Origin of the sequence: Streptosporangium sp. NPDC002524 (assembly GCF_040295985.1) — a bacterium.
Classification (GTDB): domain Bacteria; phylum Actinomycetota; class Actinomycetes; order Streptosporangiales; family Streptosporangiaceae; genus Streptosporangium.
The window spans coordinates 314,649-336,779 of record NZ_JBEOWK010000009.1 but is presented as its reverse complement, the minus strand read 5'-3'; the positions used below and the strand labels follow the sequence as shown (position 1 = coordinate 336,779).

Genomic DNA, 22,131 nt, shown 5'->3' with positions numbered 1-22,131 from the left:
CTGGCGGAGGCTAGGCGGGGCCTTGATCATCGTCAACGGGGGTGGACGGCCGCCCGGGGCGCCGCGTGCCGTGGGGCCTGTGCGGGTACGAGCTTCAACTTGTCGCGCCCGGAGCTCACCGGGGTGGGGTACTCACCGGTGAGACAGCCCTCGCACAAGCCCTCGCCCGCCGCGCTCCCGACCGTGTGGCGCATGCCCTCCACCGACAGGTACGCCAGGCTCGTCGCGCCGATGATCCGGCACACCTCCTCGGTCTCGCGGCCGGTCGCCACCAGCTCGCCGGTGTCGACGATGTCCACCCCGTAGTGGCAGGGCGCGATCAGCGCGGGCGCGGCGATCCGCACGTGCACCTCGCTCGCCCCCGACTCGCGCAGCAGCGTGACGATGCGCCGCATGGTGGACCCGCGCACGATCGAGTCGTCGACCACCACGACCCTCGCCCCGTCCACCGGCGAGCCGATCGAGAACTTGCGCCGCAGCTTGCGCTCGCGCCGCCGCTGGTCGGGCTCGATGAACGTCCTGCCCACCTGCTCGTCGCGGACGAGCGCCCCGGCGAGCGGGAGGCCCGCGGCCCGCGCGTACCCCCGGGCGGCGGGCACGCCGGAGGCGGGGACGGCCACCACCAGGTCGGCGTCCACCGGGGACTCCAGCGCGAGCCGCTCGCCGAACGCCATCCGGGTGGCACCGGTCCTGGTGCCGTCGATCCTGGAGTCCTGCCTGGTCAGGTAGAGGTGCTCGAACACGCAGAAGCTGCGCGGAGCGGGGGCGGCGACGCGGTGCGTCCCGGCCAGGCGGCCGTCGCGCAGGATCACCAGCTCACCCGGCTCCACCTCCCGCTGCTCCGGGCAGCCGAGCGCGTCGAGCGTGCAGGTCTCCGAGGCGACGACCGCCCTGCCCTCGGCGAACCCCACCACCAGGGGGCGCAGGCCGTGCGGGTCCCTGAAGGCCACGAGCCGGTCGCCGACGGCGCACACCACCGAGTACGCGCCGCCCAGCACCCGCACGGCCCGCGCGACCGCCGCCACGATCGGGTCGCCGGTGTGAAGGTCGCCGGCCTGGCAATCGGGGGCCTGGGGATCGAGGGCTCGGGAGTCGCCGGCCTGGGAATCGGGGGTGTCCAGGAAGTCGGGGGTGTCCAGGGCGTCGGCGAGGAGGGCGAGGATGACCTCGGAGTCGCTGGTCGAACGGAACCCGTACCCCTCGCGGCCGAGGCGGGCGCGCAGCTCGGCGGCGTTGGTGAGGTCCCCGTTGTGCGCCAGCGCGACGCGACGCGCCTCGTGGACGAAGGGCTGGGAGTTCTCCAGCAGCGTGGCGCCCGTGGTCGAGTACCGGGTGTGGGCGACCGCGAGCCTCCCGGCCGGCCAGTCGCCGCCGGTGGAGTCACCGCGGTCCGAGCGCGAGGCGAATCCCAGCGACCGCCTGACCTCCACGCCGTCCGGCCCGGCCACCGCGATGCCCCACGACTCCTGGCCGCGGTGCTGCAGGGTGACGAGCCCGTCGAAGGCCGGCTGCCCGGCGGTCCCGTCGAGAACAGATACGCCGGCTATTCCACACATAGCTCCCCTTAAACACCTTAACATTTCGCGGAAAGTACGTTAAATCGCTTCTGCTTGACCATGGCATTGTTTGATTGCAACGTCGGGTCGAATGACGAATGAGGCGAAGGAGAGCCGAATGGCCGAGACGGTGAAGACCGCCGAGTACACCGTGGTGCTCAATCACGAGGAGCAGTACTCCATATGGTGGGCCGACCGTGACATTCCCGAGGGCTGGCGGAGTGCCGGTCACAGTGGCACCCGCGAGGAGTGCCTGGCCCACATCGAGGAGGTGTGGACGGACATGCGCCCGCTGAGCCTGCGCCGCTGGATGGACGACGGCGAGCGCTCCTGACCCGCGGCCCCGCCGATGAACGGTCCCCGATCCTGACCCGCGGGCCCGCCGACGAACGGCCCCGAGGACGGTCCCCTAAGGAGGAGCCGATGGACACGATCCAGGAGCACGACGCGCGCCTGGTCGTCGAGGAATGGAACCGCACCGAGCTGGCCGACGAGCCGGCGACCGTCGTCGAACGGTTCGCCGCCCAGGTCGCGAGCTCCCCCGACGCCACCGCGCTGACGGACGAGGAGGGCACGACCCTCACCTACGACGAGGTACGCCGCGCCGCCAACCGCCTCGCCGGGCACCTGCTCGGTCTCGGCCTGCGCCGCGAGGACCGCTGCGCCATCTACCAGCGCCGCTCGGCCGGCACGGTCGTGTCCATGTTCGGGACGCTGGCCGCCGGGGGCGCGTACGTGCCGGTCGACGAGGGCAACCCGCCCGAGCGGGTCGAGGCGATCCTGCGCGACGCCGGGACCGCCGTGGTGCTCGCCGACTCCACCACCGAGGCCGAGGTGCCGCCGGGCCCGTGGTGCGTGGTGAACGTCGACGACCACCCCGGAAGCGACGAGAGCGACCCCGGGGTGCCGCTGCACCCGGCCAACCTCGCCTACGTCATGTACACCTCGGGCAGCACGGGGACGCCCAAGGGCGTGCTCATCGAGCACCGCGCGGTCACCGCGTTCGTCCGGGGCGCCCAGCACCTGTACGGGCTCTCGCCCCGGGACCGCTTCGTGCAGTTCTCCTCGATCGCCTTCGACGTCTCCACCTTCGACGCCTTCGGAGCGCTGCTGTCGGGAGCCGCCCTGCACGTCGCCTCCACCGAGACCCGCACCTCCTCCGAGCGCTTCCGCGACCTGCTGCGCGAGCGCCGCATCTCCGTCTACATGGGCACCCCCGGGGTGCTGAGGCTGCTGGAGCCCGGCGACTTCCCCGACCTGCGGGTCATCGCCGTCGGCGGCGAGAGCTACTCGGGCGAGTTCACCACCCGCTGGGCGGCCGGGCGCAGGTTCGTCAACAGCTACGGGCCCACCGAGACGACCGTCGGCGTCATCACCCAGGAGTGCGAGGGGCACTGGGACACCTCGCCGCCCATCGGCCGCGCCATGCCCAACCACCGGGCGTACGCGCTGGACGAGGAGATGCGCCCGGTGCCGATCGGCACGGTCGGCGAGCTGTACGTCGGCGGCCCCGGCCTCGGACGCGGCTACCTGGGTCTTCCCGGCACGAGCGCGGCCTCCTTCGTCCCCGACCCGTTCGCCACCGCGCCCGGTGAGCGGCTCTACCGCACCGGCGACCTGGTGCGCTGGACCCCCGAGGGCGAGCTGGTCTTCGCCGGGCGGGCCGACCGCCAGGTCAAGGTGCGCGGCGTCCGCGTCGAGCTGGAGGAGATCGAGGCGACCCTCTGCAGGCACCCCGACATCGCGCACGCGGTGGTCGAGGCGGAGGCGCGCGACGACGGCGACGCCCGCCTGATCGCCTACGTCGTCTCCACCGCGGAGGAGGCGCCCGGCGTGACCGAGCTGCGCGAGACCGCGGCCCGGTGGCTGACGGCGCCGCTGGTGCCCAACGAGTTCGTCCACGTGCCCGAGATCCCGCTCACCTCGGCGGGCAAGGTCGACCGCGACGCCCTGGCCGAGGCAAGGGGGGCCAGGGCGGCTGGAGGAGAGCACACCGGCCCGGCCGCCGAGACCGACGACGGCGAGTGGACGCCGACCCGGCGCAGGGTCGCCGAGGAGATCGTTAAACCGCTGCTCGGCGTCGACTCCCTCGGCCCGCACGACCACTTCTTCGAGCTGGGCGGCACCAGCATCCAGGTCATCCAGCTCCTCGGCAAGGTACGCACGATCTTCGGCATCGAGGTCCCGGTCGTCGAGTTCTTCGACCGGCCCACCATCGCCGGGGTCGCCGACGCCGTCGACTCCGAGGTCCGTTCCGACATCAAGGACATCGTCCGCGAGGGCTGGGACGACATCGCCGACCGCTACGCCGCCTTCCAGTCGGAGTTCTCCGACGGCCCCCGCATGACCTGGACCGACCACCTGCTCGGCATGCTGCCCGCCGAGGGCTCGGCCGTGCTGGAGCTGGGCGTCGGCGGCGGCCACGAGTCGTCGCGCCGCCTGTCCGAGGCGCACGACCTCACCGCCGTGGACATCTCCGCCGAGCAGCTCAAGCTCGCCGAGAAGACCCTGCCGGGCGCGACGCTCGTCCAGGCCGACATGGCCGAGGCGGAGTTCCCCGACGCCTCCTTCGACGCCGTCGTGTCCATCTACACCCTCACCCACCTGCCGAGGGAGGAGCTGCCCGGCCTGCTGCGCGACATCGCCCGCTGGCTGAAGCCGGGCGGGCTGCTGCTGGCCACGCTCATGACCGAGGACATCCCCGGCGCGGTGGAGGAGTGGTTCGGCTCGACGATGTTCTTCTCCGGCTTCCCCACCGAGGAGAACCTGCGCCTGCTGCGCGAGAAGGGCCTGGTCCCCGAGCGCGAGGAGGTCGTGGCGCAGCGGACACCGCTCGGGGAGTCGCGCTTCCTCTGGGTGATCGCGAGAAAGACGGAGGGACCCTCGTGACCGGTCTGCCCGTCCGCACCGCACCGCTGTCCTACCTCCAGGAGCAGCTCTGGTTCGTCGAGCAGGACGATCCGGGCAACGGCTCGTACAACGAGCTGAAGGTGCTCGTCCTGGACGGCACGCTCGACGCCGCCAGGCTCGGGCGGGCGCTGGAGCGGGTGGTCGCGCGGCACGACGTGCTGCGCACCACCTTCGTCTACCAGGGCTCGGAGCCGGTGCAGGCGGTCTGGGACCGGGGTCCCGTGCTGCGCGAGGCGGCCGTCGGCGGCGAGCAGGCGCTCATGGAGTACGCCCGCGAGGTCGCCGAGGCCCCCTACGACCTCGCCTCGGGACCGCTGCTGCGCGCCTCGCTCGTCACGCTCGGCGCGGACCGGCAGGCGCTCGTGCTCGGCGTCCACCACATCATCAGCGACGGGTTCTCGATGAACCTGCTGCTGGACGAGCTGGACGCCGCCTACCGGGACGAACTCCCCGGCGGTTCGCAGGGCGGATCTCCCGGTGAGACCCGGAGCGGGTCACATGGCGAGTCACCGGCCGGGGCGCCGGGTGAGTCACAGGCTGGGTCGCCGGGCGAGGCACCGATCGGGTCGCCGGGTGAGGCACCGGCCGGGGTGTCAGCCGAGCCGCCCGCCCAGTACGGCGACTTCGCTCGCTGGCAGCGCGAGCAGTTCGCCGGGGGCCGGCTCGCCGCCGACGTCGACCACTGGCGGCGCGAGCTCGACGGCGCGCCGACCGTGCTGGAACTGCCCGCCGACCGGCTCCGGCCGCGCCGCCGGGCCAGCGCGGGCAGGCGCGAGCGCTTCCCGCTCGACCCCGCCCTGACGGGCCCGCTCGGCGAGGTCGCCGAGCGGGTCGGCGGCACCGTCTTCACCGTGCTGCTGGCCGCCTTCGCCGCCACCCTCTACCGCTACACGGGGCGCGGCGACATGGTGCTCGGCACCGGCGCCCCCGGCCGCCCCGGGCGCGAGTTCGACGGCGCGCTCGGCTTCTTCGCCAACATCGTGCCCGTACGGCTGCGCCCGGCGGGCGAGCTCCCCTTCACCGACCTGGCCGACGCGGTCAGCGAGGCGGCCTTCGACGCCTTCGACCACCAGTACGTTCCCTTCGAGAAGCTCGTGGAGTTCCTGCAGCCCGAGCGCGACGCCGGGCACACCCCGCTCGTGCAGGTCGTCTTCACCATGTGGGACGCCGGGGCGGCCGAGCGCTCCATCGGCGGCGTGCCCGCCGCCGAGGTCGAGGTGACGCGCGGCCGGTCCCGCTTCGACGTCGCGGTCGAGGCCGTGCGCCGGGGCGACCGGGTCGACCTCTTCGTCGAGTACGACGACGCCCTCTTCGACGAGGCCACGGTCGCCCGCGTGATGCGCCACTACGACCGGGTGCTGCGGGCGGTCGCCGACGACCCCGCCCAGACCCTGGCGGACATCCCGATGATCACCCCGGAGGAGTGGGTCACCCTCACCCAGGGCGACGTGACCGTGCTCGACCACGACGGCAACGTGCTGCCCGCCGGAGCCGTCGGCCAGCTGGTCCACCGTTCCACGGGGGCCGGTCCCACCGGCCGCCTCGCCACCCGCAGGCCCGACGGGCGGGTGGTCGAGCGCGGACGCGAGGACCGGCTGGTCGGCATCGGCCCGTTCCAGGTGCAGCTGGAGGACGTCGAGGAGGTCCTGCGCGCCCATCCCTCCGTGCGGGACGCCGCCGTCGTCGCGGTCGAGGGCGGCGCGGGCCGCGAGCTGGTCGCCTACACCGTCGCCGGGCCGCCCCCCGACGCGCTGCGCGCCACCCTCGTCGAGCGGCTGCCGCAGTACATGGTGCCCGCCGTCATCGTGCCGGTGGACCGCATCCCGCGTGCCGACGACGGCCGCGTCGAGACCGCCCGGCTGCCCGACGCGGGCGAGCGCGACGAGCGGACCGAGCTGCCCGCCCTGGAGGCGGCGCTCTGCGTCATCTGGGCGCGCGTCATGAACCTCGACGAGGTGGAGCCCGACGACGACTTCTTCGCCCTGGGCGGCCACTCGATGCTGGCGGCCCGGCTGGTGCGCGAGATCGCCTCCGTGCTCGCCGTACGCGTACCGCTGATGGCCCTGTTCGAGAACTGCACCCCCGCCGACCTGGCCGACTACATGGCGGCCAAGCACCCCGCGCTGGAGCACACGCTCGGCGACGCGGGCCGCGCCGGTCGCGCGGGCCGTACGGCTCCCGAGAGGGAGATCGAGCGCGGCGGCGAGGAGCCCGACACCAGCGCGCTGTCCACCGCGCAGCTGCAGATCTGGATCAACGAGCAGCTCGCGGGCGGCGACGCCCGCGACTTCATCGCCGCCGTCACCTACCGGGTGCGCGGCCCGCTCGACGTGGACGCCCTGCGCGGCGCGTTCGACGCGCTCGTCGCGCGGCACGAGAACCTGCGCGCCCGGGTGGCGCTCGTCGGCGACGTGCCGGTGCTGCGCTTCGACCCCGGCGTACGCGTGGAGCTGCCCGTCGACGACCTCACCGGCCTGCCCGAGGACGAACGGGCGGAGGAGGCGGCCCGCCGCACCGCCCGCGACGCCGACACCGGCTTCGACCTGTCCACCGCGCCGCTCGTGCGGGCCACCCTCTACCGGCTCGGCGAGGACGACCACGTCCTCGCGCTCGTCCAGCACCACCTGGTCACCGACGGCGTGTCCATCGGGCTGCTCGTGGGCGAGCTGGGCCGCCTGTACTCCGAGCGGGACGCCGCGCCCGCCGCGCCGCACCTGCGCTTCGCCGACTACGTGGCCTGGGAGCAGGCCTGGCTCGGCGGGCCCGAGGCGGCCGCGTCGGAACGGTTCTGGCGCGAGCGGCTGCGCGAGGCGCCCGAACTGGTCCTGCCCAGGACGCGCGACGGGCGCCGCGAGGGCCGCGACACCGAGATGATCGCCCATCGCCTGCCGCACGCGGAGTCGCGGCGGCTGCTCGCGCTGGCCCGGCAGAGCAGGGCGACGCCCTACATGCTGGTGACGGCCGCGTTCGCGGCGATGCTGGCGCAGTGGAGCGGCCAGGACGACGTGGTGATCGGCACCACCGCCGACAACCGGCCGCTGCCCGGCCTGGAGGGCGTGGTCGGCTGCTTCGTCAACATGGTGGCGCTGCGCGTCGACTGCGGCGGCGACCCCACCTTCGCCGAGCTGGCCGGGCGGGTCCGCAGGACCGTGCTGGAGGCGTACGCCCACCAGAGCACCCCGTTCAACGAGGTGGTGCGGGCGTTGAGGATCCACCCGGATCCGCGCCGGATGCCGCTGTTCCAGGTGACGTCCGACTGGGCGGGCGACGGGCCCGCGATCCCCGAGCTGGCCGGGTGCGAGGTCGGGTTCGACTACGTGCACACCAGGGCCAACCGCTACGAGCTGGAGATGTACGCCGGGATGGCGGGGGAACTGGTCGTGCTCGACCTGGAGTACGCCGTCGAGCTGTGGGACCGAAAAGAGGTCGAGGAACGCCTGGACCGGGTGGCGGCGCTGCTCACCCGTGCCGTGGTGGAACCGGAGACCAGGATCTCGAAGCTGCTCTCCTGACCGGACACCGCTGACGAGGCGGCCTCCCCGCGCGGGGGAGGTCGCCTCACCACGTTCGGCGGGGTCCGGGGGACGGGAGGGCGAAGGCGACGGCCTTGCCGGTGGTGCCGGTGGTGCCGACCGTGGTGGGACGGACATGGCAGTAGCCGCGCGAGAGCCGGTGGGCCAGCAGCAGGCCGCGCCCGTTCTCGGCGAGCAGCGGCAGACCGATCTCCGTCACTGAGCGCAGCAGATTGAGGATGATGCCGACCTCATGCGGATCCGGGTCACTGTCGACGATCTCGCACCAGGTGGGGATGCCGTCCAGGCTGTGGATCCGCAGCTCGTACGGCGGGCGGGCGTGCCGCTCGGCGTTGGCGGCCAGTTCCGCCACGATGAGCTCGGCGGAGTCGATGTCGTCGATGGGCAGACCTGCGTCCCCAAGCACCTCGCGGACGACGGCGCGAGCGCGGCGCGAGGCGGAGCCGGGCGCCAGGACCTTCACCAACGTGCGGATTTCTCCGCCGGTGCATTCGCGATCCCTTGATGAGGTCAGGTCTTCATCAGCACTCAGGGGGACGTCACCGAATGGCCGCATGATCACACTCCGCTCATAGTTGGTAGCCATGAGCGGTAGAAAACCTGACGGGGACGGAATAGTGGGATCCGTCCTGTGCTCGTTCGGTGTGCCGGGCGAAGATGGTGGCCGCGATGGTCGGTGCCTGGTCGTTTCCCGGGGCTCTCGGCGCCACGACAGGAACGCGCCGGACAGGCTCATGGTGATGCCGTAGCCTCCTGGACGTGACTGATGAGGCCGCTCGGGAACGGGTGCCCGTACGGGGCAGGATTACCGACAGCGAGCTAGAACAGGTTGTGAAGGCGTTCGGCCTGGGGCGCGTCCTCGAGGTGGTGTTCCTGCCCTCGGGGATGATGAACCGCAACTGGCGCCTGGAGACCTCAGAGGGTGTGTTCGCCCTCAAGGAGATCGTTGACGTGCCGGTGCCGAAGGCCCGCCGCAGTCTCAACGTCCTGCAGGTGCTCGCGGTCGGCGGCCTACCGGTCTGCGCCCCGCACCTCACCGCGTCCGCGGACACCGTGGCCGAGATCGACGGCCGCAGCTACTGCCTGTTGCCCTGGGCCGCCGGAAGTCATCGCGCCGGCACCGATCTGGACGTGGGAGAAGCAGCCGATCTCGGGGTGCTCCTCGGGCGGATCCACCGCGAGCTGGCCGCGCCCGGTACGGGCCTGGAGTCGGCGGCCGAGCGACCCGGAGCGAAGGTGACTTCGCCGGAGGCCGCGACAGCCGAAGCCGACCGGTTCCTGCGCGTGATCGCCGGGTTGGAAGGACCGGAGCCGTTCGACATCGCCGCCGCCGAGGCGCTGGAGCGGCGCAAGACGCTGATCGCCGCCCATGCCGCGCAGCGCCCCGTGGGCGAGGTACAGAGAGGGCCGTTGGGCTGGACCCACGGGGACTTCCAGCCGCTCAACGTGCTCTGGGACGCCGGGAAGGTCACGGCGGTGCTCGACTGGGACCGGCTTGCCGTTCGCCCCTACGCCGAGGAGGTCGTCCGTACCGCCCAGGTGCAGTTCACCGTCGACGACGGCCGATCGGACCTGGAGCGGGTGTCGGCGTTCACCGCCGGGTACCGGAGCGTGGTGTCCATCGCCGACGAGGATCTGGTGGACGGCGTCGAGCGGCTGTGGTGGAAGCGCATGACCGACTTCTGGCAGCTGCAATGGCACTACGACAAGGGTGATCACGGGCCTGACCGGCTGTGGGTGTCGGGCGAGCGGCTGCTGCACTGGTGGAGCGCTCACCGCGACCAGGTGCGGGCCGCGTTCACCACCCACCCTTGAGCACGGCACCGGCTACGGCGGGATGATTCCGGCCGCGGCAAGCTCGGGCAGGCAGGAGCGGGTCATCGGCATGGCCCGGAGCCGCGCCTGGTCGGAGATGGCGTTCAAATGGGCTGAGGTGAGCAGACGGATGAGGGACGTCCAGGTGCCATGGTCGTGGGGAGGGGCGATCCGAGCCCGATCACCGATCGCTTCGGGGATGCCACCTCGGGATGAGCCCACAGCGAGCAGCCCGGCCAGAGCGGCTTCGACGATGACCCGGGGAAAGGCGTCCTCAACGACACTCGGGACGAGCAGCAACCGGTGTCGGCTGTACAGGTCGTTCATGTCGTAGGTGCGGGGCAGGTAGGTGACGTTGGGGTGGCGGGCGAATTCGTCGGCGGTGTCCCACCAGCCCGTAACCAGCGTGAAGTGCCGGTCGGGCAGAAGCTCAGCGAGCCGGTGCGTCAGCTCGGCGCCCTTGGCGGGCACCGGGTTGACCATGAGCAGATCTCCGTCACGGCTGACAGAGGGACCGGCGAAGTGGCGGAACGGCGGGTAGAACAGCACCGCGGCCTGGGACGGCGGAGTGCGTGAGAGCACGAACCGGGAAGTGGCCAGCGCGTAGTGCGGTTTGCCGTCCAAGACATGCAGCCCGGTTCTGGAGACCGAGTGCAGCCACCCGGCGACGGTCGTCCGCGAGCGGGCGGCGGCGGCCAGATCCGCTGATCTCTCCTGAGAGGTGATCAGCAGGTCGGGCGTGAACTCGTCGATGGCCGCCCGCAGCGCGGTGGAGAGCCGGGCCTGCGGCACCACTCGCACGTCGACGCCGTTCCACCTGTAACGCAGTTCGGCCGAGTGTTCCCGATGCTCGACAGGAGTGGCCATGCCGGTCAGGTGACGCAGCATCGACGGCAGCTGCGATGTCGTACCCCACGGAGGTTCGTGGGAGGCCAGGTAAATGGTGCGCCATCCGGCGTCGGCAAACTCCTCGGCGAGGAGCTGCTGGGAGACCTCGGCGCCACCGATCAGGAACGGGGGCGGAATACGTCGCCAGGCGAAAATGACCGTGCCGGTCGGGAGGGTCATGGTGTCTCTCCTCGATGGATCGGTGTGCTGTCTCGCTATGGCGACATTCCGTCCCACGCCACCAGAGATGAGCGAACGCTCACCCGTGCCGTGGTGGAACCGGAGACCAGGATCTCGAAGCTGCTCTCCTGACCGGACACCGCTGACGAGGCGGCCTTCCCGCGCGGGGGAGGCCGCCTCACCGTGTTCGGCGGGGAGGGCGAAGGCCTTGCCGAGGTGCCGGCAGGGCGATTGCGCGAACTTCGGGCGGTGTTTACATTGAGGGCGCGTTTCCGTGTGACATGCCGTCGGGGGCATCCGGGCGAGACCGAGAGAGGACGCCGCCGTGCCCGTGCCAGGTTCGCCGGAAACGGAAGCGCCGGATCCGGAACGGATCGGGGCGCGGGAGGACTTCGCCCGCGAGCTCACGCTGCTGCGGCTGCGCGCCGGGCTGACGGTCCGCCAGGTCGCGGCCAGATCCGACACCTTCCGCAACCACAGCACGATCGGTGACTGGTTCGCCGGGCGGGGACTGCCCTCCACCTCCTCGCGCGAACTGCTGGTACGGGTCCTGGAGTCCTGCGGGGTCGACGATCCGGCGCTGGTCGCGCGGTGGCTGTCGGCCTGGCAGCGGGTCAGGCGCACGCCGGGCCGTCGGCCCGCCGGCCCGGAGCCGTACCGGGGCCTGGCCGGTTTCGAGCCCGAGCACGCGGAGTGGTTCTTCGGGCGCGAGGCGCTCACCCGCGACCTGGTCGACCGCCTGGCCGCCGCCGCCGACGCGGGCGCCGCCACCGCCGCGGACGCCGCGGGCGTCCAGGTCGTCGTCGGGGTCTCCGGATCGGGCAAGTCGTCGCTGCTGCGCGCCGGGCTGGTCCACGCGGTGCGGCACGACGGGCTGCTCGGCCCCGGCTGGTCGGTGGCACTGTTCACCCCAGGCGCGCGCCCGTGCGACGAGCTCGCCGACCGGCTGGCCGCCGCGGCCGGCCTGCCCGCGGGCGACGTGGCCACCCGGCTGCGCGCCGATCCGGAGTGCGCCGCCGCGTACGCCGCGGCCGGGGAGCCGTCCCGCCTGCTGCTGGTCGTGGACCAGTTCGAGGAGCTGTTCACCACGTGCGCCGACGACGCGGAGCGGCGCGCCTTCGTGACCGCGCTGTGCGCGGCGGCCGGGCGGGGCGCGGTCCGCGTCGTCATCGGACTGCGCGCGGACTTCTACGCCCCGGCGCTGCGCCACCCCGAACTGGTCGCGGCGGTGCGGGCCGACCAGCTCACCGTGGGGCCGATGAGCGCGGCCGAGCTGCGCCGCGCGATCGTCGAACCCGCCCGCAAGGCGGGGGTCGAGGTCGAGGAGGGCCTGGTCGAACTGCTGGTCGGCGAGGTCGCCCCGCGCGGCGGAGACGACCGGGACGCCCCCGAGCACGCGGCCGGCGCGCTTCCGCTGCTGTCCCACGCGCTGTACGCCACCTGGCAGCACAGCCGGGACCGGCGGCTGACGGTCGCCGACTACCGTGCCGTCGGAGGGGTCGACCGCGCGGTGGCGACCAGCGCCGACGCGGTCTACGACGCTCTCGACGAGCCCCGGCGCCACCTGGCGCGGCGGCTGTTCCTCAGCCTGGTGCACGTCTCGCCCGGCACGGTGGACACCCGGCGCCGGGTGCCCACCGCCGACCTGCTCGCCGAGTGCGGCGACCCGGCCGGGCAGGTGACCGACGTCATCGGGCGCTTCGTCGAGCAGCGGCTGGTCACCCGCGACGCCGAGACGGTCGGCATCAGCCACGAGGCGCTGCTCACCGCGTGGCCGCTGCTGCGCGGCTGGCTGGAGGTCGACCGCGCCGGCCTGCTCACCGGACGCCGGCTCAACGAGGCGGCCGTGGCCTGGGATCGCGAGCACCGCGACGCGGGCGCGCTGTATCGGGGGACCCGGCTCGCGGTGGCGCGGGAGTGGGCGCAGACCGCCGGTCCGCACGCCGCCCCCGGCCCGGTGGCCCGCGAGTTCCTGGAGGCCTCCGCCGCGCGCGAGCTCGCCGAGCAGCGGGCCGCCCGGCGTCGGGCCCGGCGCCTGCGGCGGCTCGTCGCGGGCCTGACCGCGCTGCTGCTGCTCACGACCGCCGCCGTCGTCGTCGCGGTCCGCGGCGAGCAGACCCTGCGGACGCAGCGCGACACCGCCCTGGCCGGGAAGGTCGCCAACGAGGCCACCGCGCTGCGCCCGGCCGACCCGGCCCTCTCGGCGCAGCTGAGCCTGGCCGCGTACCGTCTGGCGCCCATCCCCGAGTCGCGCGGCGCGTTGCTGAGCACCTACGCCGCCCCGTACGCCACCCGGCTGACCGCGCACACCAGCGCGGTCTACGCCGCCCGATTCAGCCCGGACGGGAGCCTGCTGGTCACCGCGGGCATGGACCGGACGGTCCGGCTGTGGCGGACCGGCGGCGCGCGGCGGCCCGCGCCCCTGGCCACGCTGACCGGCCACGGCGCCGGCGTCACCTCGGCGGAGTTCGGCCCGGACGGGAAGATCCTGGCTACCGCCGGCGACGACCACACCGCCCGGCTGTGGGACGTCGCCGACCCCCGGCGCCCGGCGGCGCTGGCGACGCTCACCGGCCACAGCGCGGGCGTCATCGGCGCGGCGTTCGGCCGAGGCGGGCGGGTCCTCGCCACGGCGAGCTACGACCGCACCGTCCGGCTGTGGGACGTCTCCGACCCCCGTGCGCCCGTACCGGCCGCCGTCCTGCGGGGTTTCCCGAAAGGCGCCTCCGACGTGGCCTTCAGCCCGGACGGCCGGACCCTGGCCGCCACGGGCTCCGACAACCCGGTCCGGTTGTGGGACGTCGCCGACCCCGCCCGCCCGCGGCGCCTGCCCGACCTGCGCGGCCACACCGACCGGGTGCTCTCCGCGGTGTTCGGTCCCGGCGGCCGGGTGCTGGCCACCGGCGGTTTCGACAACACCGTCCGCCTGTGGGACGTGCGCGACCCGGAGGCGGCGCGCCCGCTGTCCACGCTGACCGGGCACGGCGGCGGCGTCGTCGCGCTGGCCTTCGACCGCGACGGGCACACCCTCGTCAGCGGCAGCTACGACCTGAGCGTACGGACCTGGGACGTCCGCGACCCGCGCCGGGCCGGCACGCCGGTGACGCTGGCGGGGCACGCGGGCATCGTCTACACGGTGGCCGTCGACCCGCGCGGCGGCACCGTCGTCAGCGGCGGGGCGGACACCAGCGTACGGCTGTGGGACCTGCGGCAGCCGATCCTGACCGGGCACCACGGCCAGGTCAGCGCGTTGGCGTTCACACCCGACCGGCGACTGCTGGCCACCGGCAGCCACCGCACCGCCCGCCTGTGGGACGTCGCGGACCCGCACCGGCCCCGGCTGTCGGCGACCCTGACCGGCCACACCGACGGGGTGACCGGGGTGGCGTTCCGGCCGGGGGCGCCCGTGCTCGCCACCGTCGGCCTCGACGACACCCTGCGCCTGTGGGACGTCACCCGGCCCGGCCGTCCGGCCCCGCTCTCGGCCCTGGACCTGAAGGCCGGGGACCTGTACGGCCTGGCGTTCAGCCCGGACGGCACGACCCTCGCCACCTTCGGCGAGGACTTGGACGTCGGGGTGTGGGACGTCACCGACGTCCGCCGGCCACGGCACGCCGCCACCCTGCGCGGGCACACCGACCTGGTCAACGCGGCCGCGTTCGCTCCCGGCGGGCGGATCCTCGCCACCGCGGGCGACGACCGCACCACCCGCCTGTGGGACGTGCGCGACCCGCGCCGGCCGGCCCCGCTCGCGACGATCGGAGCCCATTCCAACAGTGTCAACGCGGTCGCGTTCGGCCCGGACGGGCGGACCCTCGCCACCGCGGGCGACGACCACACCACCCGCCTGTGGGACCTGCGCGACCCGCGCAAGCCCGCCGCCCTGACCACGCTGAACGGGCACACCAGCCGCGTCAACGCGGTCGCGTTCGGCCCGGACGGGCGGACCCTCGCCACCGCGGGCACCGACCACACCGTGCGGCTGTGGGACACCACCCGGCCCCGGCGGGCCGCCTGGACCGCGACGCTGACCGCCCACACCGACGGCGTGCTGGCCGTCGCGTTCGGCTCCGACGGGCACACCCTCGCCACCGGCGGCAACGACGCCACCGCCCGCCTCTGGGAGACCGACCCCGGCAGGGTCTCCCGGCGGGTCTGCTCGCTCGCCGACGCGCCCATCGCCGAGGCGGAGTGGAGGCGGTACCTGCCGGACCTCGACCACCGGCCACCGTGCCGCTGACCCCGGCCGGCCCGCGCCCGCCCCGGCCACGCGCGGGATCGCCACGCCACGCGCGGGATCGCCACGCCACGCGCGGGATCGCCACGCCACGTGCGGGGCCTGACGCGAAGCCACGTGCGGAGCCTGACGTGAAGCCGGGCGCGGGGCCCGACGCGAAGCCGGGCGCGGGACCTGATGCGAAGCCGGGCGCGGGGTCGTCAAGCCCGGCGTTGGGGCCGCCGGGTGCGAGACGCCGGGCCCGCGCGCGGAGCCGCCGGGCCCGGCGCCGCTTACAGCGGTCACCCGGCCCGGCGGCGGGGGAGAGGAAGGTCAGGGGTTGACCAGGCCCACGGCGAAGGAGAGGTCGTCCAGGGTGAACTGGCTGATGCCGGCCATCCGCAGCGCCTGCGCCCGCACGGTGTAGGTGCCGGGGCCCAGCGACGGGGAGAACCGCTCCAGGGAGTGCGCCTCCTCGGCCCCGCCGGGAGTGTCGAACCGGTAGTCGGTGCTCGTGACGGGGTTGAGCTCCACGGTCGTCCCCGCGGAGTTGACGGCCACGATCCGCACCGAGCACCAGCCGGCCGGGTCACCGACGCAGATGGACTCGGCGGTGAACCGGGCGTCGACGAACCGGGTGGTGCCCGCGGGCACCGTGACGCTCGTCACGGCGGTCGGGACGTTCGACCACGTGGCGACCGTGTTGATGGTCCACGGGGTGCTCTCCCCGGTGAAGAACTGGGCGCTGGTCTGGGTGCCGTTCTGGGAGCTGGCGACGGCGCCGACGGCCGTCCCCGTCAGGGTGAGCGCGACGGCGAGGGCCGTCAGAGCGGGGGTGATCCTCCCGGTCCCGAAAAGCTTGGACATCGGGTTCCTTTCCGTGGTGCCGCCAGGCCCTGTGCCGACGGCGGTGAGCTCACACTCACGAGCCGTACGGGTCACCGGAAAGGGGGGCCCGAACTATCCGTACAGCCCCGTACACGCCCCACGACCTGGGCCACACGCCGCTCACCACCGGAGACCAGGCGGGATCCCGCCGTGGTGATCACCTCGCCGCGGGTCCGGCCGGGCCGCACCCCGGGACGGGCCACCGGAGGATGCCGGGCGCCGGGGAGAACGTCGCCGACCGGGTGCCGCGGGGCGGGCTGGGCGCCGCCGCCGGGCGCGAGCCGTCGTGGGGAACGCTCCTGCTGGGCCTGTGTGCCGAACACGGTATTGCCACGCGGTGCGGCGGCGTCGCGGGTGGCACGTCAGGTGCCGGGAGCGCGCGAGGCGGGAGGTGATGTGCCCCGAGTTCCCGGATGCCCGCTCAGTGGCAGTGCGGCCGGTGGTGGTCCTCGGACGAGGGGCCGAGATCGTCGTCGCGTCCGGCCTTGATCCGCGACCACTGGGCGGTCGGGCGGCCGTCCGTTCGGAACTGGCCGCCTCGGGCGTCCCAGTGCTGTGGCCAGCCCTCCGGCGAGTCCTCCCAGAACTCCTTCCGGCCGTGGACGGTCAGATCCAGCAGCCCGTACGACGGTGCCATCGGCTCGTTGCCGCGGCCGGTGGTCCAGTAGGTCTCGTAGACCTTGTCGTCGTCGCGGAGATAGGTGACCAGGATGCCGAAGTGCCGGTTGGCGACCAGCCGGTCCACGGAGTCCTCCGGCACCGAGTACCAGGGAATCGTCCAGCCCATGAAGTCGCGGTAGCGCGAGCTCTCCTCGTACGGTCCCTGGCAGAAGGTCGCGTAGCCGACGTCCCGCGAGTGCAGGTAGGACAGCTCGTTGATGTGGGTCGTGGAGAAGGTGCAGCCCTCGCACTGCTCCGCCGCGGGACTGCCGGTGTGCCACATCTGGAAGTAGGCGATCAGCTGGGACCGGCCGCCGAAGACGTCGATCAACGGCACCGGGCCGTCGGCTCCGGTCAGCGGGGTGCGCGGATCGACCTCGACCATCGGCAGCCGGCGGCGTTCGGCGGCCAGCGCGTCCCCGGCCCTGGTGTGGGCCTTCTCCTTGACCCGGAGTTCGTCGATCCTCGCCTGCCAGGTCCGCCGGTCGGCGACCTGCGGAAGGGGGTGTCCGGCTGCCGGTGTCTCTGTCATGCGACCTGTCTAGTCCAGGTGGGGAGTGCGGGACAACCCATCGGCCGATCGTGGAGCCGCTTCTCCAGCGCGTTCGGCCGCGGACGAACGGCTACGCCGGCACGCCGGCCGGGACCGGGATCGACGGGCCTCCGGCCTCCCGAGGCTCCCGGCCCAGCCGCCTGACCGGCCTGATCGACAGCAGCGCGGCCACCACGCCGACCGTCACCAGCGCCGACCCCAGCAGGAAGGTGCGCGGCTCGACCAGCGCGGTGACCGGACCGGCCAGCGCCTGCCCGGCCGCCATGCCCGCGACCGACCCGGCCACCTGGTAGGCGTTGACCCGGTTCACCACGTCCGGCGCGATCTGCGTCTGCACGCTGGTCGACCACATCACCGACCAGAACGCCAACGCGCACCCCCCGAGCAGGTGACCGGCCATCAGCGCCGGCAGCGGCAGCCCGAGCGCGACCGTCAGCGGCACCGCCACGTACCCGCTCAGCGCCACCGCCCCGGACACCAGCGGCCTGCGCGGCCTGAGCCTGATCGCCACCAGCCCGCCCAGCACGGTGCCGAGGCCGAGCGCCGCCATCACCCAGCCGTAGTCGGCCCCGATGATCTGCGACGACAGCGGCACGTACGGCCCGATCACCAGAACGCCCCAGAACACCCAGACCAGGATGACCGACCACATCCAGCTCCTGGCCCTGAACTCCTCCCAGCCCCTGCGCAGGTCGCTCAGCACGTCGGAGGGCTCCGGCCTGGGCACGGCGACCCGGACCAGCAGCAGGCACACCCCGCTGACCAGGAACGTCGCGGCGTCCACCGTGTAGACGAAGACCGGCCCGGCGACGACGACGAGGACCCCGGCCAGCGCGGGACCCGCCAGATGGGTGACCGCCTCGGCGATCTTCAGCGTCGCGTTGGCCCGCTGCGGGTCCTCGGCGACCAGGGAGACCATGCCGTTGACGCCCGGTTCGAACATTCCGGCGGCCATGCCCGAGAAGAACGCCGTCACCAGCAACAGGGCGTACGGCGGAGTGCCGTCCAGGAAGGCGACGGCGACGACCCCCTGGGTGACGACCCTGACCACGTCCGCGCCGATCATCAGGCGCCGGGCGCCGATCCGGTCGGCGACGACCCCGCCGAACAACATGACCAGCACGGCCGACGCGGTCCAGATCGCGAGCACGTAGCCGACGCCCGCGATCCCGTGGACCCTCCCGATCGCCAGCGCCGAGGCGACGGGCATCATCGCGTCACCGAGCAGCGAGATCGTGCGGGCCCCGAAGTAGAGGGTGAAGTTCCTCGTCCACATGGGCCCCAATTCTTGATTTTTCCAGATCAGAGCACTGGTGTCCTAGGTGACATCATTAGGTACATTTACGCCATGCCTCTGGACTGCCCGGAAACGCCCCCGGCGCACCCCGGCCCGCATCGCGTGGTCGCCCTGGTCGCCCCGGACCAGGAGCTCTACCCGGTCACCTCCGCCTCGGCCGTCTTCGGCTACCACGGCCCCGACATCCCCCGGTACTACAGTTTCAGCCAGTGCGCCGAACATCCCGGCTCCCTCCCCACCACCCTCGGCGTCCCCATCCAGGTGGACCGCGGCCTCGAGGCCCTCGACGACGCCGACACCGTGATCATCGCGAGCTGGTCCCGCACCCCCTCGCCCGCCGTACTCCACGCGGTGTCCCGAGCCCACGCCAGAGGCGCCCGCATCGTCGCCGTCTGGGCCGGGATCTTCGTCCCCGCCGCCCTGGGCCTCCTGGACGGCCGCCGCGCCTCCGTCCACTGGGAACTCTCCGGCGAACTCGCCGCCCGCCACCCCCGCGTCATCCCCGACGACACCGTCATCTACGTCGACCACGGCGACGTCGCCACCGCCGGAGCCTCGGCCGCCACCCTCGACCTCTGTCTTCACCAGGTCCTCCGGGAGCACGGCGCGGCCCACGCCATGCGCATCGGCCGCCAGCTCGCCGCCGGTCCGCACCGCGAGGGCTGCCAGCGCCAGTACCCTCCCCTCCCCACCACCGGCCCCATGCCGGACTCCCTGGCACCCCTGCTCGAATGGCTCATCTCGCGCCTGCACGACCAGATCACCGTCGAGGACATGGCCGCCCGCTCGGGCGTCTCCCCCCGTACCCTCACCCGCCAGTTCGCCGACCAGCTCGGTGTCCCGCCCGCCCGATGGCTGCTGGAACGCCGCCTGGCCGCCACGCGTGCCCTGCTGGAGGAGACCGACCTGCCCGTCGAGACCATCGCCACCCGCGTCGGCCTCTCCTCGGCGGTCAACCTGCGCCGCCGCTTCCACAACGCCCTGCGCACCACCCCGGCCGCCTACCGTCGTTCCTTCCGCTGAGGTCCTTCCTCCGAGGTCCTTTCACGCTGAAGGTCCCGGACGGGGTTCCGTCGCGTCTCCGGCGCCGACGAGTCCGCTGGTTCCGAACCCGTCCATCGGGTCACCTCCCGGCCCGGCCCGGCTTCGGCGTACCGCCGCGCGCCGTGCCCCCCGGCGTCTCACCGGCGTTGATCGAATCCTCGTATCGAATCTCGTGCGGATCTTCCGCGACTCCCGGGAACACGGCCGCGACATGGGGGGCGGTTGAAAGTTGGGTGACGATTAGCTTAGGCTTCCCTAAGTTACCCCAGTTATGGCTGTTACCTAAGCAGCCTTTTGATCCGGCTCGATATCGGGTTTCGCCCCTCCCCGCCCCTCCCCGCGAAGGCGGGACGCGACCCCGCGGTCCATGAAACGCAAGGAACACCATGCCGTTCACGCTCACCCGCGCGCGCCGCCACGCGCTCACCCTCTCCGCGGCGACCGCGCTCGTCCTCGCCCTCGGCGCCTGCTCGGCGGCGACGGAGACGAAGGAGGAGCCCGCCGCCGCACCGGCGAAGGCCGCGGCCGGAGCGTTCCCGGTGACGATCGACAGCACGCTCGGCCAGGCGACGATCACCGAGCAGCCTGAGCGCGTCGTCACCCTCGGGCAGGGGTCCACCGAGACCGCGATCGCGCTCGGCCACACGCCGGTGGGGATCGAGAGCTACCCGTGGGGCAGCGACAAGACCGGCTACCTCCCCTGGATCCACGAGGCGGTGACCAAGGCGGGCGGCACGCTGCCGAAGCAGTTCGCCGGCGCCGACAACCTCGACTTCGACACGATCGTCGAGCTCGACCCGGACGTGATCCTGGCCCCGTGGTCGGGAGTCACGCAGGAGCAGTACGACATCCTCTCGGACATCGCCCCGACCGTGGCCTACCCGGACCTGCCGTGGAGCACCGACTGGGACCAGCAGATCGACATCATCTCCCGGGCGCTGGGCAAGCCCGACGAGGGCGAGAAGCTGATCGAGCAGATCAAGCAGCGCTTCGCCGACGCCGTCGCGAGCCGTCCCCAGTACAAAGGCGTCACCTTCTCCTACACCTACACCTCGGGCCCCGGCACCCTCGGCGTGTTCAAGCCCGGCGAGCAGCGCGTCGCGATGGTCTCCTCCCTCGGGCTCACCGTCGACCCGGTGGTGAACACCTTCGAGGAGACCAAGGGCACCGACTCCTCCCTCATCGGCCTGGAGAACGCCCAGAAGCTCGCCGGCAGCGACCTGATCTTCACGTTCTACTCGGACGACAAGACCCGCACCGAGATCGAGGCGCAGAAGCTGTACGGGGCGATCCCGGCGATCAAGCGCGGCTCGGTCGTGGCGAGCGACGACACCTCCTTCGTCACCGGCTCCTCGCTCGTCAACCCGCTCACCGTGCCGTGGGTGATCGACCGCTACCTGCCGCTGATCGACAAGGCCGTCGCCGCCCTCGACAAGTAGGCCCGGTCAGCCTCGATGACCACCGACATCCGCGTCCCGCCGGGCACCGCCGCGCCTCCGGGCGCGGGCGCCGCCCGGCGGGTGTACCTCCTGACCGTCCTGGCCGTCACCCTCGCCGTGCTCGCGCTGGCCGTGTTCGCGAGCGTCGCGTTCGGCAGCCACCCCAACTCCCTCACCGACGTCATGGACGTCCTCTCCGGCGTCGCGGACCCCAACACCACCGCGGTCGTCGAGAGCCGCTACCCGCGTACCGCCCTCGGCCTGCTCGCCGGGCTCTGCCTCGCCGTCGCGGGCACGCTCCTGCAGGGCGTCACCCGCAACCCCCTCGCCGACCCCGGGCTGTTCGGGATCACCGGCGGGGCGGCCGCCGCCATCGTCACGGCCACGGCCTTCCTCGGCGCGTCGGGCCACTCGGCCGCCGTGTGGTGGGCGCTGCCCGGGGCGCTCCTGGCCGGGCTCGTCGTCCACGTCCTCGGGTCGGCGGGCTCCGGCGGCGGCCTCGTGCGGCTCGTCCTCGCCGGCGCGGTCGTCTCGGCGGTGCTGATGGCGTACGTCCAGGCGGTGACCCTGAGCATGCCGAAGGTCTTCGACAGCTACCGCTACTGGGTGGTCGGCGCCCTGGGGGGAAGGGACTTCGACGTCCTCGTCTCGGTCCTCCCGCCGGCCGTGCTCGGTCTCCTCCTCGCGGCGGCGCTGGGCTCCGGCCTCAACACGCTCGCGCTCGGCGACGAGTCCGCCTCGGCGCTCGGCGCGAACCCCGCCCTGACGCGTTCGGGCGGGCTCCTCGCCGCGATCCTGCTGAGCACCGCGGCGACCGCGGCGGTCGGCCCCATCGCCTTCGTCGGCCTGGCCGTGCCGCACATCGTCAGGGCGCTCGTCGGGGTCGACTTCCGCGCGCAGCTCGCCTTCTCCGCCCTGGCCGGTCCCGCCCTGCTGCTCCTGGCGGACGTCGCCGGCCGCCTGGTCCTGCGCCCGCAGGAGCTGATGGTCGGCGTCGTGACCGCGTTCATCGGGGCACCGGCGCTGCTGATCGCCGTACGCATGATGAGGGGGACCGTATGACACGGGCCCGCGCCGCACGCACGATGAGAGGGCCTGTGACACGGGCCCGCGCCGCACGTGTGACCGGAGGCCGTATGACATGGGCCCGCG

The 22,131-nt window shown here is 73.2% G+C and carries 14 protein-coding genes; 8 read left to right on the top strand and 6 right to left on the bottom strand.

The window, feature by feature from the left end; genetic code table 11:
• Positions 1 to 32: 32 nt before the first annotated feature.
• A complete protein-coding gene (gene purF / locus ABT053_RS18570) occupies positions 33 to 1,556 on the bottom strand; it encodes an amidophosphoribosyltransferase (protein ID WP_350970295.1) in 1,524 nt (507 codons plus the stop codon).
• Positions 1,557 to 1,674: 118 nt separating this feature from the next.
• Here purF and ABT053_RS18565 point away from each other — a divergent pair, with 118 nt between their 5' ends.
• The 3 genes from ABT053_RS18565 to ABT053_RS18555 all read left to right on the top strand — a co-directional run bounded on the left by ABT053_RS18565 (position 1,675) and on the right by ABT053_RS18555 (position 7,978).
• Complete coding sequence (locus ABT053_RS18565; RefSeq protein WP_350970294.1) at positions 1,675 to 1,890, top strand: MbtH family protein; 216 nt, start codon at positions 1,675 to 1,677, stop codon at positions 1,888 to 1,890.
• An 89-nt stretch (positions 1,891 to 1,979) separates the two neighbouring features.
• On the top strand, positions 1,980 to 4,445 hold the full coding sequence (locus ABT053_RS18560) for a non-ribosomal peptide synthetase (RefSeq protein WP_350970292.1): 2,466 nt from the start codon (positions 1,980 to 1,982) through the stop codon (positions 4,443 to 4,445).
• Entirely contained in the window at positions 4,442 to 7,978 is a 3,537-nt protein-coding gene (locus ABT053_RS18555) for a condensation domain-containing protein (protein ID WP_350970291.1), read from the top strand. Before ABT053_RS18560 ends, ABT053_RS18555 begins: the two co-directional genes overlap by 4 nt.
• 46 nt (positions 7,979 to 8,024) lie before the next feature.
• Here the strand turns inward: ABT053_RS18555 and ABT053_RS18550 are convergent, their stop codons facing one another.
• The gene (locus tag ABT053_RS18550) at positions 8,025 to 8,462 is read right to left on the bottom strand and encodes an ATP-binding protein (RefSeq protein WP_350970323.1); all 438 of its coding nucleotides are present in this window, start codon (positions 8,460 to 8,462) and stop codon (positions 8,025 to 8,027) included.
• Between the two features lie 296 nt (positions 8,463 to 8,758).
• On the opposite strand from ABT053_RS18550, the gene ABT053_RS18545 reads away from it, so the two are divergent.
• Complete coding sequence (locus ABT053_RS18545) at positions 8,759 to 9,814, top strand: phosphotransferase (protein WP_350970290.1); 1,056 nt, start codon at positions 8,759 to 8,761, stop codon at positions 9,812 to 9,814.
• A 12-nt stretch (positions 9,815 to 9,826) separates the two neighbouring features.
• Here the strand turns inward: ABT053_RS18545 and ABT053_RS18540 are convergent, their stop codons facing one another.
• Entirely contained in the window at positions 9,827 to 10,882 is a 1,056-nt protein-coding gene (locus tag ABT053_RS18540) for a glycosyltransferase (protein WP_350970289.1), read from the bottom strand.
• Positions 10,883 to 11,207: 325 nt separating this feature from the next.
• Here ABT053_RS18540 and ABT053_RS18535 point away from each other — a divergent pair, with 325 nt between their 5' ends.
• A complete protein-coding gene (locus ABT053_RS18535; protein WP_350970287.1) occupies positions 11,208 to 15,122 on the top strand; it encodes an nSTAND1 domain-containing NTPase in 3,915 nt (1,304 codons plus the stop codon).
• A 309-nt stretch (positions 15,123 to 15,431) separates the two neighbouring features.
• On the opposite strand, the gene ABT053_RS18530 is transcribed toward ABT053_RS18535, so the two are convergent.
• The 3 genes from ABT053_RS18530 to ABT053_RS18520 all read right to left on the bottom strand — a co-directional run bounded on the left by ABT053_RS18530 (position 15,432) and on the right by ABT053_RS18520 (position 18,475).
• Entirely contained in the window at positions 15,432 to 15,965 is a 534-nt protein-coding gene (locus ABT053_RS18530; RefSeq protein ID WP_350970286.1) for a hypothetical protein, read from the bottom strand.
• Between the two features lie 442 nt (positions 15,966 to 16,407).
• Complete coding sequence (locus ABT053_RS18525; protein ID WP_350970285.1) at positions 16,408 to 17,178, bottom strand: DUF899 family protein; 771 nt, start codon at positions 17,176 to 17,178, stop codon at positions 16,408 to 16,410.
• Positions 17,179 to 17,269: 91 nt separating this feature from the next.
• Positions 17,270 to 18,475: an MFS transporter gene (locus tag ABT053_RS18520; RefSeq protein ID WP_350970284.1), complete on the bottom strand. Its 1,206-nt coding sequence runs from the start codon at positions 18,473 to 18,475 to the stop codon at positions 17,270 to 17,272.
• A gap of 72 nt (positions 18,476 to 18,547) precedes the next feature.
• Between ABT053_RS18520 and ABT053_RS18515 the strand changes: the two genes are divergently transcribed.
• The 3 genes from ABT053_RS18515 (at position 18,548) to ABT053_RS18505 (ending at position 22,041) form a co-directional block, all read left to right on the top strand.
• Positions 18,548 to 19,519, top strand: coding sequence for a GlxA family transcriptional regulator (locus ABT053_RS18515; protein ID WP_350970283.1), 972 nt, complete (start codon positions 18,548 to 18,550; stop codon positions 19,517 to 19,519).
• A gap of 407 nt (positions 19,520 to 19,926) precedes the next feature.
• Entirely contained in the window at positions 19,927 to 20,979 is a 1,053-nt protein-coding gene (locus ABT053_RS18510; protein WP_350970282.1) for an iron-siderophore ABC transporter substrate-binding protein, read from the top strand.
• Between the two features lie 15 nt (positions 20,980 to 20,994).
• Entirely contained in the window at positions 20,995 to 22,041 is a 1,047-nt protein-coding gene (locus tag ABT053_RS18505; RefSeq protein ID WP_350970281.1) for a FecCD family ABC transporter permease, read from the top strand.
• The last annotated feature ends 90 nt before the right edge of the window (positions 22,042 to 22,131 follow it).

Excerpts from the sequence above, each read along its gene's own strand:
- ABT053_RS18505 (WP_350970281.1), top strand. The coding sequence starts at position 20,995 with ATGACCACCGACATCCGCGTCCCGCCGGGCACCGCCGCGCCTCCGGGC.
- ABT053_RS18560 (WP_350970292.1), top strand. The coding sequence starts at position 1,980 with ATGGACACGATCCAGGAGCACGACGCGCGCCTGGTCGTCGAGGAATGG.
- ABT053_RS18525 (WP_350970285.1), bottom strand. The coding sequence starts at position 17,178 with ATGACAGAGACACCGGCAGCCGGACACCCCCTTCCGCAGGTCGCCGAC.
- ABT053_RS18540 (WP_350970289.1), bottom strand. The coding sequence starts at position 10,882 with ATGACCCTCCCGACCGGCACGGTCATTTTCGCCTGGCGACGTATTCCG.
- purF (WP_350970295.1), bottom strand. The coding sequence starts at position 1,556 with ATGTGTGGAATAGCCGGCGTATCTGTTCTCGACGGGACCGCCGGGCAG.
- ABT053_RS18520 (WP_350970284.1), bottom strand. The coding sequence starts at position 18,475 with ATGTGGACGAGGAACTTCACCCTCTACTTCGGGGCCCGCACGATCTCG.
- ABT053_RS18565 (WP_350970294.1), top strand. The coding sequence starts at position 1,675 with ATGGCCGAGACGGTGAAGACCGCCGAGTACACCGTGGTGCTCAATCAC.
- ABT053_RS18515 (WP_350970283.1), top strand. The coding sequence starts at position 18,548 with ATGCCTCTGGACTGCCCGGAAACGCCCCCGGCGCACCCCGGCCCGCAT.
- ABT053_RS18530 (WP_350970286.1), bottom strand. The coding sequence starts at position 15,965 with ATGTCCAAGCTTTTCGGGACCGGGAGGATCACCCCCGCTCTGACGGCC.
- ABT053_RS18510 (WP_350970282.1), top strand. The coding sequence starts at position 19,927 with ATGCCGTTCACGCTCACCCGCGCGCGCCGCCACGCGCTCACCCTCTCC.